General features: G+C 32.6%; 23 protein-coding genes and 3 tRNA genes. 15 read left to right on the forward strand and 11 right to left on the reverse strand.

From position 1 onward, the window contains the following. Positions 1-297 precede the first annotated feature (297 nt). The 4 genes from AB3G39_RS14215 to AB3G39_RS14230 all read left to right on the forward strand — a co-directional run bounded on the left by AB3G39_RS14215 (position 298) and on the right by AB3G39_RS14230 (position 2,511). On the forward strand, positions 298-720 hold the full coding sequence (locus tag AB3G39_RS14215; RefSeq protein ID WP_367768147.1) for a DUF1003 domain-containing protein: 423 nt from the start codon (positions 298-300) through the stop codon (positions 718-720). 402 nt (positions 721-1,122) lie between these two features. Continuing rightward, a complete protein-coding gene (locus AB3G39_RS14220; RefSeq protein ID WP_367768144.1) occupies positions 1,123-1,698 on the forward strand; it encodes a ferritin-like domain-containing protein in 576 nt (191 codons plus the stop codon). A gap of 212 nt (positions 1,699-1,910) precedes the next feature. After that, entirely contained in the window at positions 1,911-2,189 is a 279-nt protein-coding gene (locus tag AB3G39_RS14225) for a rhodanese-like domain-containing protein (protein ID WP_367768141.1), read from the forward strand. Positions 2,190-2,199: 10 nt separating this feature from the next. Then, positions 2,200-2,511, forward strand: coding sequence for a rhodanese-like domain-containing protein (locus tag AB3G39_RS14230; protein WP_369765510.1), 312 nt, complete (start codon positions 2,200-2,202; stop codon positions 2,509-2,511). Positions 2,512-2,669: 158 nt separating this feature from the next. Here AB3G39_RS14230 and AB3G39_RS14235 read toward each other — a convergent pair whose 3' ends face one another. The 3 genes from AB3G39_RS14235 to AB3G39_RS14245 form a co-directional block, all read right to left on the reverse strand. Further along, complete coding sequence (locus AB3G39_RS14235; RefSeq protein ID WP_367757786.1) at positions 2,670-3,764, reverse strand: alkene reductase; 1,095 nt, start codon at positions 3,762-3,764, stop codon at positions 2,670-2,672. Positions 3,765-3,778: 14 nt separating this feature from the next. After that, positions 3,779-4,294 (reverse strand): hypothetical protein, encoded by a 516-nt coding sequence (locus AB3G39_RS14240; protein WP_369765511.1) that lies wholly within the window; start codon positions 4,292-4,294, stop codon positions 3,779-3,781. Positions 4,295-4,383: 89 nt separating this feature from the next. Continuing rightward, positions 4,384-4,965 carry a Crp/Fnr family transcriptional regulator gene (locus AB3G39_RS14245; RefSeq protein WP_369765512.1) on the reverse strand — a complete coding sequence of 194 codons (582 nt, stop codon included), beginning with the start codon at positions 4,963-4,965 and terminating at the stop codon, positions 4,384-4,386. A 199-nt stretch (positions 4,966-5,164) separates the two neighbouring features. On the opposite strand from AB3G39_RS14245, the gene AB3G39_RS14250 reads away from it, so the two are divergent. Together AB3G39_RS14250 and AB3G39_RS14255 are read left to right on the forward strand one after the other, a co-directional pair. Continuing rightward, positions 5,165-6,019, forward strand: a complete 855-nt coding sequence (locus AB3G39_RS14250) for a transketolase (RefSeq protein WP_367757781.1) — start codon at positions 5,165-5,167, stop codon at positions 6,017-6,019. A gap of 56 nt (positions 6,020-6,075) precedes the next feature. Beyond that, on the forward strand, positions 6,076-7,029 hold the full coding sequence (locus AB3G39_RS14255) for a transketolase family protein (RefSeq protein WP_367757779.1): 954 nt from the start codon (positions 6,076-6,078) through the stop codon (positions 7,027-7,029). A 127-nt stretch (positions 7,030-7,156) separates the two neighbouring features. On the opposite strand, the gene AB3G39_RS14260 is transcribed toward AB3G39_RS14255, so the two are convergent. Next, on the reverse strand, positions 7,157-8,062 hold the full coding sequence (locus tag AB3G39_RS14260) for an FKBP-type peptidylprolyl isomerase (protein ID WP_367774068.1): 906 nt from the start codon (positions 8,060-8,062) through the stop codon (positions 7,157-7,159). 78 nt (positions 8,063-8,140) lie between these two features. Between AB3G39_RS14260 and AB3G39_RS14265 the strand changes: the two genes are divergently transcribed. Together AB3G39_RS14265 and AB3G39_RS14270 are read left to right on the forward strand one after the other, a co-directional pair. Then, positions 8,141-8,533: an RNA-binding S4 domain-containing protein gene (locus AB3G39_RS14265; protein WP_367774067.1), complete on the forward strand. Its 393-nt coding sequence runs from the start codon at positions 8,141-8,143 to the stop codon at positions 8,531-8,533. Positions 8,534-8,565: 32 nt separating this feature from the next. Beyond that, on the forward strand, positions 8,566-9,066 hold the full coding sequence (locus AB3G39_RS14270; protein WP_367757773.1) for a phosphoribosyltransferase family protein: 501 nt from the start codon (positions 8,566-8,568) through the stop codon (positions 9,064-9,066). Here the strand turns inward: AB3G39_RS14270 and AB3G39_RS14275 are convergent. After that, positions 9,058-9,576, reverse strand: coding sequence for a shikimate kinase (locus tag AB3G39_RS14275; protein WP_367774065.1), 519 nt, complete (start codon positions 9,574-9,576; stop codon positions 9,058-9,060). The genes AB3G39_RS14270 and AB3G39_RS14275 overlap by 9 nt on opposite strands. A 126-nt stretch (positions 9,577-9,702) precedes the next feature. On the opposite strand from AB3G39_RS14275, the gene AB3G39_RS14280 reads away from it, so the two are divergent. The 3 genes from AB3G39_RS14280 to AB3G39_RS14290 all read left to right on the forward strand — a co-directional run bounded on the left by AB3G39_RS14280 (position 9,703) and on the right by AB3G39_RS14290 (position 10,013). Next, positions 9,703-9,775: transfer RNA gene (locus AB3G39_RS14280), tRNA-Lys, on the forward strand. A gap of 39 nt (positions 9,776-9,814) precedes the next feature. Further along, positions 9,815-9,887: transfer RNA gene (locus AB3G39_RS14285), tRNA-Lys, on the forward strand. Positions 9,888-9,930: 43 nt separating this feature from the next. Next, positions 9,931-10,013 (forward strand) — tRNA-Leu (locus tag AB3G39_RS14290). Positions 10,014-10,096: 83 nt separating this feature from the next. On the opposite strand, the gene AB3G39_RS14295 is transcribed toward AB3G39_RS14290, so the two are convergent. Together AB3G39_RS14295 and AB3G39_RS14300 are read right to left on the reverse strand one after the other, a co-directional pair. Further along, positions 10,097-10,237: a hypothetical protein gene (locus AB3G39_RS14295; protein ID WP_367774063.1), complete on the reverse strand. Its 141-nt coding sequence runs from the start codon at positions 10,235-10,237 to the stop codon at positions 10,097-10,099. Between the two features lie 471 nt (positions 10,238-10,708). Beyond that, the gene (locus AB3G39_RS14300; protein ID WP_367774062.1) at positions 10,709-11,629 is read right to left on the reverse strand and encodes a glycoside hydrolase; all 921 of its coding nucleotides are present in this window, start codon (positions 11,627-11,629) and stop codon (positions 10,709-10,711) included. Between the two features lie 577 nt (positions 11,630-12,206). On the opposite strand from AB3G39_RS14300, the gene AB3G39_RS14305 reads away from it, so the two are divergent. From AB3G39_RS14305 to AB3G39_RS14320, 4 genes are read left to right on the forward strand one after another with little or no spacing between them, the layout of a single operon-like run. Further along, positions 12,207-12,674 carry a (2Fe-2S)-binding protein gene (locus tag AB3G39_RS14305; protein WP_367774061.1) on the forward strand — a complete coding sequence of 156 codons (468 nt, stop codon included), beginning with the start codon at positions 12,207-12,209 and terminating at the stop codon, positions 12,672-12,674. Further along, positions 12,667-14,850, forward strand: a complete 2,184-nt coding sequence (locus tag AB3G39_RS14310; RefSeq protein WP_369769443.1) for a molybdopterin cofactor-binding domain-containing protein — start codon at positions 12,667-12,669, stop codon at positions 14,848-14,850. Before AB3G39_RS14305 ends, AB3G39_RS14310 begins: the two co-directional genes overlap by 8 nt. A 52-nt stretch (positions 14,851-14,902) precedes the next feature. Further along, positions 14,903-15,664: a xanthine dehydrogenase accessory protein XdhC gene (xdhC, locus tag AB3G39_RS14315; RefSeq protein ID WP_367774058.1), complete on the forward strand. Its 762-nt coding sequence runs from the start codon at positions 14,903-14,905 to the stop codon at positions 15,662-15,664. Further along, positions 15,654-16,283 carry an NTP transferase domain-containing protein gene (locus AB3G39_RS14320; protein WP_367774056.1) on the forward strand — a complete coding sequence of 210 codons (630 nt, stop codon included), beginning with the start codon at positions 15,654-15,656 and terminating at the stop codon, positions 16,281-16,283. Before xdhC ends, AB3G39_RS14320 begins: the two co-directional genes overlap by 11 nt. 61 nt (positions 16,284-16,344) lie before the next feature. On the opposite strand, the gene AB3G39_RS14325 is transcribed toward AB3G39_RS14320, so the two are convergent. From AB3G39_RS14325 to AB3G39_RS14340, 4 genes are read right to left on the reverse strand one after another with little or no spacing between them, the layout of a single operon-like run. Beyond that, complete coding sequence (locus tag AB3G39_RS14325) at positions 16,345-16,875, reverse strand: DUF4252 domain-containing protein (protein WP_369765521.1); 531 nt, start codon at positions 16,873-16,875, stop codon at positions 16,345-16,347. Between the two features lies 1 nt (position 16,876). Next, entirely contained in the window at positions 16,877-17,407 is a 531-nt protein-coding gene (locus tag AB3G39_RS14330) for a DUF4252 domain-containing protein (protein WP_367757756.1), read from the reverse strand. 14 nt (positions 17,408-17,421) lie between these two features. Further along, entirely contained in the window at positions 17,422-17,865 is a 444-nt protein-coding gene (locus AB3G39_RS14335; RefSeq protein ID WP_367757754.1) for a hypothetical protein, read from the reverse strand. Further along, positions 17,852-18,361 (reverse strand): RNA polymerase sigma factor, encoded by a 510-nt coding sequence (locus tag AB3G39_RS14340; RefSeq protein ID WP_369753329.1) that lies wholly within the window; start codon positions 18,359-18,361, stop codon positions 17,852-17,854. The genes AB3G39_RS14335 and AB3G39_RS14340 overlap by 14 nt, the downstream gene beginning before the upstream one ends. Positions 18,362-18,450 lie beyond the last annotated feature (89 nt).

The following is an 18,450-nucleotide window of genomic DNA, read 5'->3' on the forward strand; positions in this document are numbered from 1 at the left end:
TATCTCAAGCGAATGCATTTACAGATACACTTATTTTACTGACCTTCTCAACAAAACATAATAACCAATTATAATACTTGTTGTTACCTACTCTATTATCTAAAACTATACCACAAATATATAAAGACATTAAAGCTCATAAATATACTATTAGATGAATGCTATTAATTGTGTAGCCGAATGACTATTTTCTTTCGACAAACAATGTACTCACATTAACTAAAATTTTAATTTATTGCAACAAAGATTGAGTTATATTTGATCTGAAATATTTATAAAAAAAATAATCCAAAAACAATGATAAAAACGAACAACTGGCATCAAAAACATCTTGAAACATTAGAATTTGGTAGCCGACTAGCTGATAGTGTAGCAAAAGGAATGGGTTCATGGAAATTTATTATTGTACAAACAATACTAGTTGTACTTTGGATGGGTCTCAATTTATTGGCTTTTGTGAAGCATTGGGATGTTTATCCTTTTATATTACTTAATCTTGTTTTTTCAACGCAAGCAGCTTATGCCGCTCCTATCATTATGATGTCTCAAAATAGACAAAGTGAAAGAGATAGAATGCAAGCCCAAGCTGATTACCAAACTAACATTGATGCTAAACAAGAAATTGAAGCATTAACCTTAAAATTAAATAATATCGAAGTAGACAAATTGGATAAAATAATTAAACTGCTTGAAGAAATGAAAAATAACTCGATACAATAGTTATCAAAACTATTTCAGTAGCTGTTATCGCATTATAAAAACATTTAAAAACTTGTATCAATAAGCCCGTTTTTCCTTTATCAAAAGGTTTAACTGGCTTTTTTGTTTTTAATTATGTTTAAATAAATTTGAAAAATATATTTTTTAGTTCTCTTTAAAGAAAGCTAACAAAACTCAAAAAACAACATGTTGTTATTACAAAGAAACGCCTTACTACTTTTAGTTAATTCACGCAGTTTATGTTTATATTAAGTTAATTAACAGTTACTTAAATTAAAATATTTATAACTTTATAAATAGAATAAGAAAAATAATAGCTTATGGATATTGAAAATTAAAAGAAATTAGAAAAAGACAAAAATTTTTATAATACAATCTATTAATATATAAAAACCAATTATTATGGCACCTACAACTAGAAAACAAGAAGCTTCAAAAGAAACAATGAAAGCAAAAGCAAATCCTTCACATGGATTAAGAGATTTATTTGAAGTTGGCTTGAAAGATATTTATTATGCAGAAAAGGTACTTAGCATTAACTTACCTAAAATGATGGAAAATGCTTCTGATCCTGAGTTAAAAACAACTTTAAAAAATCATTTAAAGGAAACACATGAACATGTTTCCAGATTAGAAAAAATATTTGAAACTACAGGAATTGAAGCAAAAGCGCAAAAATGCGATGCTATGGAAGGAATCCTAAAGGAAAATGATAAAATGATAAAAAAAACAGATCATGGTATGGTACGTGACGCTAGTATTATTGCTTCCGAACAAAAAATGAAACATTATGAAATAGCCACATATGGTACTTTACATGCTTTTGCAAAAACATTAGGAGAAAATAAAGCAGCCACTTTATTAGCCAAAACTCTCGATGAAGCAAAAAAAGCAGATGCTGAACTAACTGGCATTGCGATATCATCTATTAATAAAAATGCTTTTAGAGCTGATGCTATTTCCAACATTAGAGCATAAATAGTAATATATTATTTTAAAATCTTCGTAAGCCTGTTAGTATTAGCAGGCTTGTTTTTTGAAAAAAAATATGATCAAAAAAAAATCTTATGTAACAAATGTTACTGTACACCATGTAGAGTTCTATTACTTTTGTAAAATAAAATTCAAATAACATCTGATAATCAATCAATGTTTTTTGGATGATTTCAAAAACCTTTAGAAAATAAAAAATGGACTTAGAAAAAATAATAAAAGAAAACCAAGGAACTATTGTAGATGTACGCTCCTATGGTGAATTTATAGGAGGCAATGTAGTAGGGTCTATTAACATCGTCTTAAATGAAATTCCTGAAAGAATCGAAGAGTTAAAAAAACTTAAAGCTCCGTTAATTCTATGTTGTGCCTCCGGTAATAGAAGCGGACAAGCACAGCATTTCCTTTCTCAACAAGGAATTGAATGTTACAACGGCGGTTCGTGGCTAGACGTAAACTATTATAAATCAAAATAAATCAATAACAATGATAAACACCTTAAAAAAGATATTTGGTTTAGGACCAAAAGTAGATTACGCTGATTTAGTAAAACAAGGAGCAGTAATCCTTGACGTTCGTAGTCCCGGAGAATACAAACAAGGACATATTAAAGGCTCGATAAATGCGCCTTTGAATGAACTTAATAGCCATATTGCTAAAATCAAAAAAGAGAAAACTATTATTACTTGTTGTGCATCAGGAATGCGTAGTGCATCGGCTAAGAGTATTTTAAAATCAAAAGGATTTACCACTGTTCACAATGGTGGAGGCTGGAGCAGTTTACAAAGCAAAATTTAGAAAAAAAGCATCTCTTTTTTAGAAGAAAATGCTTAAAAAAAAGCTCCATAAATTTATGGAGCTTTTCTTATGAGATTTTCTAATTCATATAATCATTATTTTATTGCATCATATATAAGAATTAATAAACAGTAAATCTCATCAACAAATTAAATCGATTAAACTTCCATTTTAGGATAGTCATTATATCCTTTTTCAGTAAAAGTGTAAAAAGTACTTGGATCTGGAGTATTCAGGGGAGCATCTTTCTTAAATCGAGCAACTAAGTCAGGATTAGCTAGAAAAGGAACACCAAACGCGACCATATCGGCATGCCCTTCTTCAATCACTTTATTACCTGTTTCTTTAGTAAAACTTTTATTAATCATCAACAACCCTTTATATATAGGTCTAAAATGTTTGGCTACTTCAGTAACGGCATAAGGTACTTCACTAACATCCGTAAAAGGTTCCGTTAAATGCACATAAGCTAATCCGTAGTCGTTTAAACGATTTACAATATATTCATGTACAGGAATTGTTTCCTTGTCTATTGTCATTCCTTGTACACCGTGCATAGATGGATTCAATCGAACTCCCACTTTAGAGTAATCAATAATTCCTTTTAGGGCATCTAAGGTTTCAAATAAAATTTGGGCTCTATTTTCAATACTTCCGCCGTATTCATCTGTACGTGTATTTGAGGCTCCATTAAAAAACTGATGAAATAAATACCCATTGGCTGCATGTAATTCAACACCATCAAAACCCGCTTCTACGGCATTTCTAGTCCCATTTGCAAAATCTTCAATAGTTGTTTTAATTTCGGCAACAGTCATTTCTTTTGGAGTTACGGTATCTACAAAACCTTGAGCAGTAAATGCTTTGGCCTCAGGATTAATTGCCGAGGGAGCGTGAGGTAATTCTCCATTATGTAAATCTGGATGTGACAACCTACCAGTATGCCATAATTGAACAAATATTTTCCCTCCTTTATTATGAACCGCTTGCGTCACTTGCTTCCAGCTTTCCGTTTGTGCTGCACTGTAAATTCCCGGAACATTAATAAAACCTACTGCTTTCGTGCTCACTACGGTACCTTCGGTAATTAGTAAACCTGCATCGGCACGATCAGAATAGTATATTGCCATTTGTTCCGTAGCCAAGTTTCCTTCGTTTCCTGACCGGCTTCTTGTCATAGGTGCCATAGCCATACGGTTATTAAAAGATGTAGAATTGAATGTATAGGGTTGTAATAAAATGCTATTATTCATAAGATTTATTTTTATTAATTAATTTGTGAGACATACGTGTTGAAACCAATTCCTTCTAAAATGGTTGAAACGATATCTAAAGCATTAGAATCATGTCCTTCTAAAAGGAACTCTTTCTCTGCTTTATCATCGGTGTTTATATTTATAACTTCGACTATTTTTGAATGTGGAAAAATAAGATCAAAACTTACTTGATGATTTATTGATTTGGTAAACTCATCATCATTTTCCATAATAATTACAATTTTTGCTGTAGCAACATTTTTAATATTATGAACTATATTAGCATCGTTAATGCAAAATCCTGAAAGAATAATGATATCTGCTTCCCAACTTGCATTAGTGGGACAATCCATCTTTTCGATAGAAGCATATCGATTTTGAACTAAAAGTGCTTGATGGACATCCGAAAGTGCCTTTTCGTTTTTATCAAATAATAACATTTGGTAACGAGCTGCTAGCTCATTTAATACCACAAAATTTCTTTTGTCTGAAGCACCAATAACGGCAATTGTTTTACTATTTTGCATCTTCATCATTTTAGTGACGCAAAACTACAACGGGAAAGTCTCTTCTTCCATTGAGGTAGAATAAGAAATGACATTGATCTAGATCAATTTTATTTGCGAAGGTTTATTTGTTTTCTCACTCGACTTAATGTCTCGGGAGTAAGGCCTAAATACGAGGCCACCATATGTTGTGGGATACGGGTCACAATATCAGGGTAATAAGTGGTCAATTTTAAATATTTTTCTTCGGCCGTAGCTGTCAATGCACTATTGATTCTAGTTTGTAAAGCGATATATGCATTTTGCAACAAAAGTCTTTGATACCTTTCAAAAGCAGGAATCGCATTCATTAATGATTCTCTGGCTGTCGTGGTTAATAACAATAATTCGGAATCTTCTAAAGCTTCAATAGTATAAGTAGAATTTCCTCCAGTTAAAAAGCTAGATAAATCGGTAATCCACCATCCTTCAAAAGCAAACTGTATCACATTTTCATGTCCTTTCTCGTCAGTAGTATAGGACCTTAAAATTCCTTTTTCAACAAAGGCATTGTACGTACAAACATCCCCTTCAAGAAGTAAGGTTTGTTTTTTTCTGATTTTTTTTGGGATAAAAAAAGTTTTACACAATTCAAACTCTTCAGTTGACAGTGTTACCTTTTCACAAATACTCTTTTCTAATTGTTCGTACATACTCGCAAGGTAATAATTACAGGAACATTATAAAAAAAGAGATTGTAAAAAAAAAGAAAAAAATTATACCCAAAATAGTAGTTATTCATTATTTTTTAGAATAATAATGAGCAAAATCGCAGTATAACAAAATCAAAAATCATTTGTCTTACGCCAAAATAAAAATTACATTTGCAACAGTTTAACTTTTACACACAAAATGAAGCCTAACACACAACAATTAAACGATTTAACTATCCAAGTAAGAAGAGACATTCTTCGAATGGTACATGCCGTAAACTCAGGACATCCTGGAGGTTCACTTGGTTGTACTGAATTTCTAGTAGCTTTATACCAAAACCTTATGGAACGCAAAGAAGGTTTTGATATGGACGGAATTGGAGAAGATTTATTCTTCCTTTCAAACGGTCATATCTCTCCAGTATTTTATAGCGTACTAGCAAGAAGCGGTTATTTCCCAGTTTCTGAATTAGCGACTTTTCGTTTGATTAATTCAAGATTACAAGGACACCCAACTACTCACGATGGTTTACCAGGAGTAAGAATAGCATCTGGTTCACTTGGACAAGGTTTATCTGTTGGTATTGGTGCTGCACAAGCAAAAAAATTAAATGGTGACAACCATTTGATTTATACGCTTCACGGAGATGGTGAATTACAAGAAGGTCAAAATTGGGAGGCAATCATGTATGCATCTGCTAAAAAAGTAGATAATCTTATTGCTACTATTGACCTTAACGGAAAACAAATTGACGGAACTACTGATGAAGTTTTGGCTATGGGTAGTATCCGTGCAAAATTTGAAGCATTTGATTGGGATGTTCTTGAAATAAAAGAAGGGAACAATATCGAAGCAATCATTGCTGGTATGAATGACGCAAAATCAAGAACAGGAAAAGGAAAACCAGTTTGTGTATTATTGCACACTGAGATGGGTAACGGAGTAGACTATATGATGTACAGTCATGCATGGCATGGTAAAGCACCAAATGATGCTCAACTAGAAAATGCTTTAGGACAGAATTATAATACTGGAGGTAATTCAGATTACTAAAAAAGTATTCAGTAATTAGTGTTCAGTAGAATACTGCCAAAAATCTAAATTAGAAAATGAAAAAATATACAAATACAGGAAGTAAAGATACTCGTTCAGGTTTTGGAGCGGGAATGACTGAATTAGGTCAGAAAAATGAAAATGTTGTTGCACTTTGTGCGGATTTAATTGGATCATTGAAATTTGATGATTTCAAAAAAAATCACCCGGAGCGTTTTTTCCAAATTGGAATTGCTGAAGCAAACATGATTGGAATTGCAGCTGGTTTAACTATTGGTGGAAAAATTCCTTTCACAGGAACTTTTGCTAACTTCTCTACAGGAAGAGTATATGACCAAATTCGTCAATCAGTAGCTTACTCCGAAAAAAATGTAAAAATCTGTGCTTCACATGCTGGATTAACATTAGGAGAAGATGGTGCAACACACCAAATTCTTGAAGACATTGGATTAATGAAAATGTTGCCAGGAATGACAGTAATTAATACTTGTGATTACAATCAAACTAAAGCAGCTACGCTAGCATTAGCAGATCATCATGGTCCAGCTTACCTGCGTTTTGGACGTCCAGTTGTACCTAACTTTATGCCTGCTGACGAGCCTTTCGTAATAGGGAAAGCGATTATGCTTAGTGAAGGTACTGACGTAACTATTGTAGCAACAGGGCATTTAGTTTGGGAAGCACTTATTGCAGCTGAAGCATTAGAAGCTAAAGGAATTTCTGCTGAAGTAATTAACATCCATACGATTAAACCATTAGATGAAGGCGCCATTCTAAAATCATTGGCTAAAACTAAATGTATCGTTACTGCCGAAGAGCACAACATCCTTGGAGGACTTGGAGAAAGCGTTTCTAGAGTATTAGCTTTAAACAATCCTGCTCCACAAGAGTTTGTTGCTGTCAATGATAGTTTTGGTGAATCTGGAACTCCTGCTCAATTAATGGAAAAATACAAGTTAAACAATGAAGCGATTGTTGAAGCTGTTGAAAGAGTAATCAAAAGAAAATAATTCTTCTTTATTATATCATTAAAAAATCCCATTCATTACTGAATGGGATTTTTTTATATCTTAAAATAAGTAAATCTCAACTAAAAAACTGAAACTTCTTAAATTTTGAAGTTTATAAACTAACTAACTATGGGTGACTATTTTTATCTAAATAATCTGTTCCTGCAGCAATTTCTCTTTTCGTGCTATAGCCATCTCCATCATCATCAACGTCTAAGAAATTGGGAATACCGTCACCGTCAGTATCGTCAGGATTTACAATACCCGTAGCAAAACTTCTAACATAACCATCACCATTTAGATCTTCTAAATAAGAAGGAACACCGTCTCCATCTTGATCCAGTCTTTGCAATTCATATAGTTTAAAACTAAAAACCAAAGGGACATAAGCAGGAACAACTCCACTTCCTGAAGCATAATAAGCCAATCCTGACGGAACAAACATGATACCAGCTCCAAAATCTTTGTATGAAATAGTACCGTCCTCTTTAGTAGTATAACTCCCTGTTTTAAATTGTGGAAAAATCTCACTCCAACCTGTGATAGTACTGAATAGACTTATCATTTGTTGTGGGTATTTCACTTCCTCAAATGGTGTTGCTGTTAGTGTAGTTACATTTGATGCACTAATCTCTTCCAAATAATCTCCTTTATAAGACGACAAAACTCCGTCTACATTTGTAGGTGAACTTCCTGTTCCCGTTCTCAAAACTAAATAATATAAATTATAATTAACCTCATTTAAACTTACTGTTCTACTTTTTAGTTCATAATCCGTTTGATCCCAAATTGATTTTTGACTTCCACCATCCGGAATTTTAGTAAAAGTAACATCCTGATCATCATAAAAACCAGGGTGATCCACTACAGTAATATAATATGTTTTTAAATATTGTTCAATAGTAGTATTATCGGTTGTATATTGTTCTGCATAATCTCTAAGTGGCTCAACTGCAGGGGTATCATTCTTCGAACATGAAAATAAAGAGAATGTTGTAATTATTAAAATAAAATAATACTTAAATTTGTTCATTATTGTTGATTTTTAAGTGCGCAAGATACAATATTGATTTATTTTTGTAAACAATTTAACTCCGATTTTAGAATTTTTATGAGAATAGACAAATATTTATGGTGTGTCCGATATTACAAGACAAGAAATATGGTAACAGAGGCTTGTAAAAAGAATCATGTCACTGTAAATGGTCTTGTTGCTAAACCCTCAAAAGAGGTTTTTCCGACTGATAAAATCACATTTAGAAAAGATCAAATCACCCAGATAATCACCGTTTTAGATATTCCAGAGAATCGCGTAGGAGCTAAATTAGTTGATATTTACAGAAGAAATGATACTCCAGCCGAAGTGTATCAACATTTAGAACTACTAAAATTATCGAAAGACCATTATAGAAAAAACGGTACTGGAAGACCAACCAAAAAAGACCGACGAGATATTGATGAATTTGGTAACGAAATCATATCCGAAGAAGAAGACACAGAATAACTTGAAATAATAAACTTGAAACAAATCTAATAATGAGCAAAAACATCATCTTAACAAATCAAGAAATAGAGCATAAAATAAAAAGAATTGCCTATCAAATTTACGAGACTTTTGTAGATGAAAACGAGGTAGTTCTTGCCGGAATTGCCACTAATGGTTATGTTTTTGCAGAAAAAATAGCAAGTGAACTTAAAACCATTTCCACTTTAAATGTTTTACTATGCGAAGTTCATATTGACAAACAACATCCTGAATTACCAATACACACATCTATAACCAAAGAACAATATGCCAACAAAGGACTAATCCTAATTGACGACGTATTAAACTCAGGTACTACACTTATATATGCTGTAAGACATTTTCTAGATGTTCCATTGAAAAAATTCAAAACAGCTGTCCTAGTAGATCGCAATCACAAAAAATACCCAGTTAAAGCTGATTTTAAAGGAATTTCACTTTCTACCTCTCTATTAGAGCACGTTCAAGTTGTATTTGATGAAAACGATGACAGTTACGCTTATTTAAGCTAAAACAGCTAGAATATCATTTACCGTCTCATCTATCGTTTTAGCATCTACTGAAACGATATATTGTGCCTGATTGTAATAAAAGCTCCTTTCAAAAAGATGCATGGCTATAAACTCCTTCATCTCTTCATCATTTTTATTGGCAATAAGCGGTCTTTTACTTTTATTGACAGACAATCTATCAAACAAGGTTTGGATCGATGCTTTCAAGTATATTGACTTCACACCACTCCCTTTTAATAATTCATGATTATTTGCATAACATGGAGTACCTCCACCTAAGCCAATAATAACTTCCTGATCAGAATTCAATAACTCAACAAAACATTCGTGTTCTAGTTTTCTAAAATAAATCTCACCATACAATTCGAAAATAGAATTTATAGACTTATTTACTTTATCCTCGATATATTTATCTAAATCGACAAATGGAATATGAATGTTTTTTGAAAGCATTTTGGCAATGGTAGACTTACCGCAACCCATATAGCCTAATAATATAATTTTTTTCATAGAATAAAACCTTATAAACTAAGGCGTTAAGATTAATTGTTAAAAAAAGACAAATTTATAATAAAATTGCTTGGAAAACTTCAAAAAAAGTCCTTATATTTGCACCCGCATTCAAGGAAAGAATATGACTCGATAGCTCAGTTGGTAGAGCACATCACTTTTAATGATGGGGTCCTGGGTTCGAGCCCCAGTCGGGTCACAATTGTAGTGATCAACACATAATTTCCTTGAAAGCTTTGACTCGATAGCTCAGTTGGTAGAGCACATCACTTTTAATGATGGGGTCCTGGGTTCGAGCCCCAGTCGGGTCACTAAAAGGTCGAGTAATTTATTACTTGACCTTTTTTATTTTTAGGCCACGTGGAGAAACGGTAGACTTGCCAGCTTGAGGGGCTGGTGCTCGCAAGGGCGTGTGGGTTCAAATCCCACCGTGGTCACTTAAAAAAAAGGTATAAGTAGTTGATCAACTACTTATACCTTTTTTTCGTTTACAAACTGATATATTGGTTAATCTATATAATTAAAAACTCTCAGTTAGTTGAATTGATAAATAGATTGCCATTAAAATTCCAGACAAACCAGCTATTGCAACAAAAAAAGTTCCGATATACAAGAACAACGTATCGTATTTATTAATTCTATTTATTGACTTAGTTTTCATCTCTTCGCTTTAATCTAATCTATTTGCATTTATTATATTACAAAGTAAAACAATACCCCCATTATACACAATACCAACTTTTAGTGATATTTGAGTTATTTTTAATATCAAAAATATAATTCTACTATTCTATTTTTAAAGTAATGATAAAATCAAAAAAAAACTGACATAAAAAGAGTCTCATATATTAATTATAAAATCCAGAGTTATTACTTCCACTTTTTAGTAAGACCTAAAGCCCTATTACAATTTGTTTTTTATCTATCAATATCCCCACTTTAACTCACTTTTGATGAAATTGTGGTTTCTGATAAATTACATTTTAACAGAATATTAAAAAATCCGCAAAATCGACGTGCAAATAGCAAGCCTATTTTTGCGGATTTTATCAAATCCAAGTATTAAATATTTTTTTTTAATACTTATTTACCTATAGCAGTGTTATGACACGGGTTATCTTCTCTAAATTATTTAGATGGATCTTTTATATACCGTAACATCATCTACCCACATCATAGTACTTGTAAATAAGTTTATTTTATTGGGGTCAATAAAATTGGAATCGTTTGATCCTACATTCATATTTATAATGATATTATGCGGTCCAAAATTGTTCAAATTGAGCTTTGACACGCTGCTATTAGTGTATGTAGAAACCGTTACATTATCTAATTTTATAGTTACCGTCACCACATTATTTTTTACACTCCAAAAAGATTCGTATAAATGCCACCCATTATTACCATTTACATTAAATGCACTTGGATAACTTCTTTCTGCAGCGTTTCCTAATTGATTTGTCCCAGATGTTGTACCGTAAAAAAGATTAGAGGTAAAACGGGACGCATTAGGAGCAAAAGAATAACCCTCCATAGTGTCAATTTCTCCTTGAACTGGCCAAGCATTTTCTTGGACACTCCAGAAAGCGGGCCAAGCTCCATAAGTATCTGTGAATGATTTATAATTAGCACCATCCATAGCTATTAATTTAATATTAGCAGATAGCATATATTCTGTATTATTTTCAGGTTTATACTGATATATGGACTTAATTAGACCCGATTGGTATTTACTTGCACTCAACTTTGTAGTCTTTATTTCTAAACAATCTCTACCATCCCTAGTTTGTATTGTAGGTACGGAACTTTTATAATCACAATAGTTAGAATTATAATCTGTACGTTGTGCTTTTGTCCATTGCGAGAGTGAAGAACCCATATTAAATGTTTCCTCAAATTGCTTTACCCATGGAGCACCAGCGACTTTACTTGTAGCACTACTTATACTTGCAGTTACCTGTTGGTTTTCTTCGACAGATGTTACATTATCCGAGCAGGATTCTAATCCTAATAAGCAAGTTAGTGCAAAAGCAATCATACCTAATTTTTTCATAATTTTTAGTTTAATGGTTAATTTTTTAGTTGTAACAGAGCGTAATTTTGGTTTATATTATTAATTCAATCAGTTTGTTTACGGAAAAAGTTGTGCTCTTATAGCAGTGCTATTTCGAAAATTAAATTTCAGAAAATATTGCTTCACAATATTTAACGTTTTCTAAAACAGTAAAATTATTTTTGTGAAAATAGATTTATTTTAAAAATTAAAATAAAAGATTTGAAGCATTATATAAAACAAATGATGTGTGTAAATGACCGGTATTACATTTTCAATATAATAATGCAAATAGAATAGAAGAATTGATATAAAATAAAAAAAATAATTGCGATTAAAATAATTATCAAATATTCTAAAAACCAACTATTAATAATCATATTAATAAAATAAAAGGCTGCATTTATTAATCTTATAATAGAGAGTGCGATTTTAAACTTTCGTATTAAAAGCACATTCCTATCAACCTTAATACTTAAGTAATAAAATCTACTCAATTGAACCTAATTTTAAAAAAAAATTAAATTAGAAATAAAAAGCTTAAATTGGGGGTCCGTAACACAAATTGTAAAGCAACATGATTACACTTCAAATTAATGGAGAAAAACATCAGATAGATGTAGATCCAGAAATGCCTTTATTATGGGCTATTAGAGACATTATTGGCCTGACTGGCACTAAATTTGGCTGTGGAATAGGTGCTTGTGGCTCTTGCAAAGTATTAATTGACAATACTGCTACCTATTCGTGTTTGACACCTGTTTCTGCAGTTACTGGAAAAGAGATTACAACAATTGAAGGTACTCAAGAAAATCTACAATTATTGCAAAAATCATGGTCGGAATATAATGTTCCACAATGTGGCTACTGTCAACCTGGCCAATTAATTACTGCTACTTCCCTACTTAACTCAAACGAAAATCCTACAGACAAAGATATCGATGACGCCATGAGTGGTAATATTTGCCGTTGTGGCACCTACCAGCGAATAAAAAAAGCCATTCACCATACTGTTGAACTTAAAAATAAAGCAAACCATGAGTGATATTCATAACATGAGCCGTAGAAGTTTTGTTAAAAACATTGGTTTGGCCTCGGGTGGATTAATTCTAGCTGGTAGTACTTACTTATATTTCGATAAAAAAAAGCCTGAAAACAAAATTGAATTTAATCCTAATTTATTCGTTCAATTGAATTCTGATGGAAGTTTGATTTTAATTGCTTCCCGATCTGAAATGGGGAATGGAGTAAGAACCTCTTTAACTTCAGTCATTGCTGACGAAATGGATGCCGACTGGAATAAAGTGACGGTTAAACAAGCTATGGGTGACATAAAATATGGGGATCAAAATACCGATGGTTCTAAAAGTATTCTTTACCTATATGACACTATGCGAAAAATGGGCGCTACGGTTAGAGCCATGTTAATTACTGCCGCAGCAAAAACATGGCAGGTTCCTGAAAAAGAATGTACTGCCGAAAATCACTTTATTATTCACACAAGTGGTAAAAAAATAGAATTTGGAGCACTTGTAGAAACAGCTAAAACACTTAAAGTTCCAACAAACGTTGTTTATAAAAATCCAAATGACTTTAAATACATTGGTAAACATTTAAAAAGCATTGATATAAATGAATATGTAAATGGAGCTGCTGTTTTTGGATTAGACAAACGTTTACCAAATATGAAATTTGTAGCTATCGCACGTTGTCCCGTTACATTTGGAACCGTTAAATCTTTTGATAAGACTGCCGCAATGAAAATTCGTGGAGTGGAAGCCATAATTGAAATTCCTCGCATTGAAAGACCTTTTGGTCCTCTTGGTGGTGTAGCTGTAATTGCTACGAATACTTGGGCTGCATTCAAAGGTAAAGCTGCATTAGAAATTGAATGGAATTACGGCGAAAACGAAACGTATGATTCGGATCATTACATGAGTCAAATTACCGAAAATGTCCATAAACCAGGGAAAGTGGCTAAAGAAATAGGCAATGTAAACGAAGGCTTTAAAGGAGGGCATAAAACTATCGAAAGCACCTTTCAACTTCCTCATTTAGTACATACCCCAATGGAAGTACCAAATGCAGTTGCTTGGGTTCAAGGAGATACTTGCGAAGTTTGGGCACCCACACAAGATCCTCAAACTGCCCGAAATGAAGTAGTAGATTATTTAAAAACAACTGTTGATAAAGTAACTTTAAATGTTACTTTTTTAGGGGGTGGTTTTGGAAGAAAATCAAAGCCAGATTATGTGGTAGAAGCTGTTATGGTATCAAAAATGATTAAAGCTCCTGTACAAGTAATTTGGACACGTGAAGACGATGTGAAGCATGGATATTATCATACTGTAAGTGCGCAATACATGAAGGCATCTATAGACAGTCAAGGTAATGTTACCAGCTGGCTACACCGATTTGCATTCCCTTCTATCATGTCGACCTTTGCGCCCGGAACTGATTTTCCAGCCGATTGGGAAATAGCCAGTGCAGCTAATATTCCTTATGCCATTAAAAACTTTAAGGTCGAAGTAGGTCAAGCACCTGCTCATGTGCGAATTGGCTGGATGCGATCTGTAATTAATATTCCTCATGGTTTTTCGGTGAATGTATTTGCTGACGAATTGGCTTTTGCTGCCAATAAAGACCCATTAGAGTTTCGTTTGAATCTAATAGGCCCTGACCGAATCGAAGACACAAAAGATCCTCTAAAATACAACACAGCCCGACTTAAAAACGTTTTAAATGTGGTTGCAAAAAATGCCAATTGGGGAAAACCATTACCAGAAGGTCATGCTTACGGAATAGCGGTTCAATATAGTTTTTATAGCTACGTGGCCTCAGTTGTTGAAGTATCAATGGTAAATAATAAAATAAAAGTGCATAACATTTATACTGCTATAGATTGCGGAACCGTAATAAACAAAGATACCGTAAAAGCACAAATGGAAGGCGCCGCTATTTTTGGAATGTCATTAGCCTTTTATGGGAAAATTACTGCTAAAAATGGGGCGATTGAGCAAAATAGTTTTACTGATTACAAAATGATTCGAATGAATGAAATTCCAAATGTTCATGTTGAAATTGTGGAGAGTACCGAAAACCCAACTGGCGTAGGAGAACCTGGAGTACCCGTAATTGCTCCCGCTATTATAAATGCTATCTTTAAACTTACTGGTAAAAGGTACCATAATTTACCTTTGAGCGATTTTGATATTGTATAATATCATTTTTACCTGCTTAATCTATTATGCACTCCAACCAATAATTATTTTAATGAATAACTGGATTGAATTATTACACGAATTTAAAATTAAAAAAATACCCGTAGCTCTGGTTACAGTAACTAAAGTTTTAGGCTCTGCTCCTTGCAAAGTAGCTTCTAAAATGATTGTAACCTATCAAAAAAAGATTCACGGAACCATAGGTGGCGGTAAATTAGAATTTCAAATTATTGAAGAGGCAGTTAATGCAATTCATGAAAATCAAACAAAAGAATTCTCTTATACTCTGGGGCCTGAATTTGAGCAATGCTGTGGTGGCAAAGTAGAACTAATTATTGAACCTATGAATCAATCCCCTGAATTGTTTCTGTTTGGAGCCGGACATATTGGCATTGCTTTATGTGAAGTTCTAAAAGATACTCCTTTTAATATCACTCTTTTTGATACACGAGAGAATTGGAAAAACACTATTGAAATAGATAAATCAATTTTATTTAGTAGTGTTGCATTCGATCACTACAAACAAACGATCAATTGGGGAGACAATTGCTACGTAGTTATCATGACACATGATCACAAATTGGATTTTGAAATTACCGCATTAGCCGTTCACTCCAAAACAAAATACATCGGATTGATAGGCAGTAAAACCAAGAAAAATAAATTTAATAATTTATTGATTAACGAATTGGGTTTTACAGCTGGAATCAAAGCAGTTCATTGTCCAGTTGGACTAGATTTAGGCGGAACCAATCCCAAAGAAATAGCAATCAGTGTGGCATCTGAATTACTAAAAGTGTATTATGGCAAATAATACCGTTTTTATAGTACTTGCTGGGGGCAAATCAGAAAGAATGGGTATTGCTAAAGGTTTATTAGATTATAATAATACGTATTGGATTTTAGAGCAATTAGATCGGATTTCGAAAACACAAATCACAGAAGTCTACATTGGTTTGGGTTTCCATTACCAAGACTATTTCAACGCTATTCCATTGCTAGCTGAGGCGCAAACTCATTTTATGTATTTTAAAGAAATGAAAGTGAGAGTCGTTATTAATCCAAATCCAGAACGAGGTTCTTTTTCAACACTGCAAACTGTATTACAAAAAATAAAAACCAATCAAGCTGTTCTTATTAGTCCCATTGATATTCCAATTCCAAATGCTACGGTACTGAATGCAATAATTGAAATTAAAAATACCATTGTTCTCCCCAATTTTGAAGGCAAAAATGGTCATCCAATTAAACTATCTAACGCCTTTTGGAAATCTTTAACGCCATTAGATCCAAAAGAAGAAAATACAAGATTAGACTTCCAAATAAAAAAAGTGAATCTGGACGAAATTACTGAAGTAGAAGTTAATGATTCGTCAATCCTAAAAAATTTAAATACTCAAAATGATTGGACTGACTATTTGAACTCCAAATAAAAATCAAGCAAAAAAAGCCCCGATAAAATATATCGAGGCCTATAAATTTTAATACAATTAATTACTTTATTAATTGTTGCAAAGGTTTCAATTGCTCCATGTCAATATTGGACTTTTTCAGCACTTGCATCATTGTTATTATATTTGTTGGATTCATATCTTTTCCAATTACCCTAACAACTGCAAAACCAGCATCTTTTTTATTGGCATAAAAAACAAATTCTTCAATATGATCATCAGCTCCTACACAGCTTACTGATGCACCTTCTTTACCAGAACCAAATCTCATCAACTGTTGGTACTTTTTATCTTTCAAAATAGCATCCACTTTAGCAAGTTGAACATCAAACTGATTTTTATTTTTATCTGTTAATTTAAATGCTAAAATATTCATCTTATCAAAAGATTTCAAAGCGGATGATTCAGCTATCGACAACTTCGTTTTGTCAACATTTAAAATATTTGGAGAAACATCCATTACAAGGAAATCTTTATTCTCTGTATTTTCTACAAAATATTTTTGTAGGGTGGGTTCTGAATTGCAGCTTACCAACAACAGGCATAAAAAATAAAAGATATAAACTGTTTTCATATTACTTTCTTCCTTTAGTTGCTTTCTTCAGGTCATCGCCACCAGGTATTCTCATTTTATCAGTTAAAACTGAAATTTCATTCAAGTCAAAATTACCTGTCAAAGACATTAACACCGTTTCATTTGTTTTACTTCCTCCTTCAATGAACATTAACAACTCTTTTATTTGACTGTCTGAGGCACCTGATTTTACTAATATCTTTATATTTTTACCACTGTCATTTACACGCATTAATTCTTCTAATCCAGCTGTTTTTATATATTTATCGGCTGCTGATTTCATATCAGCTGTTGCTCTAGAACTACTTGTAGTGAAAACTTTTAAGTTGTCTAATTTTTTGATTAAATTCATGTATTGTTGCGTTTCCTTATCAGATGCATCAACTTTTACTTTACTCATCAAGTCAAACATTTTTTTGTTGACAATAATTGAAGTCACATCATCTTGTCCATCAAATTTATCAAAAGCCGATTGGGCAAAAAACGGAGTTGCTATTAATGCAATTACTAGTGTGATTATAAATTTTTTCATTTTTTTAGTATTTGTTATTGTTTAAAAATTAATTGTTTTGAATCCTCGTATTCTTGAATGTAGTTAACACTTACTATGCCAGTATTTACATGAGTTGATAACATTGCCAATGCTTTCTGTGTTTCCTTTAAAGCAACCTCTGGATTAGTATAGGTCCCTAGGTCTTGATTAGCAACTTTATTATCAAAATACATATACGTACTAACACCTAACATAATAACAACTGAAGCTGCAATAGATAACCACGCTACTTTACGTTTTTTAGATTGTAGTGGTATTTCAGGTGCAAACTTTTGAGTTGCCGCAATAGAAAAATAATCAAATAAAGGCTTGTATTGCTCTAAATGCTGCGCAACATTTGGAGAAGAAAAATAATTTTGCAACTCTTTTTCATCCATACTACTTGTTTCCCCTTCGAAATATTTTTCTAAAAGTATTTCAATTTTATTCCATTCCATAATTATTAATTTTTGTCATGCATTCTCTTATCGTTTTTCTTGCTCTTGAAAGCGCTACACGAATAGCCGTTTCATTCATTTGCATAATTTTTGCAATCTCTTCAAATTCATATTGTTCAATATCTCTCATTTGAATTATGAGCCGTTGTTGTTCTGGCAATTGGTTAATAATTTTTCCAACCCAATCAAGACTATCATCATCTTCTATTTTCTTTTCTAAACTTGGAGTAGTATCAGCATAATTATCATGAACAATTTTAATATTATTAACCCTCTTAGATTTTAACTGATCCAAACAATGGTTTTTTGTTATTGTCATTGCAAATGCTTCTACACTATTAAAACCATTCAGACTTTCGCTTTTATGCCATAGTTTTACAAGTACTTCTTGGGTAGCGTCTTCTGCTTCTTCCGTGCTAATAAGCAGACGCTTTGCCAATCGAAAGAGTTTGTCTTTGAAAGGAGAAGTCAGTTCCAAAAATTGCACTTGATTCATATGTTACTACTTATTTTTTCTATTTTACGATTTGCAATTCGCTTGGCATACAATTTAAATCAATTGCCCTTATAATATCAAGACGAAAC

Source organism: Flavobacterium sp. WC2416 (genome assembly GCF_041200095.1).
Taxonomy (GTDB): Bacteria; Bacteroidota; Bacteroidia; order Flavobacteriales; family Flavobacteriaceae; genus Flavobacterium.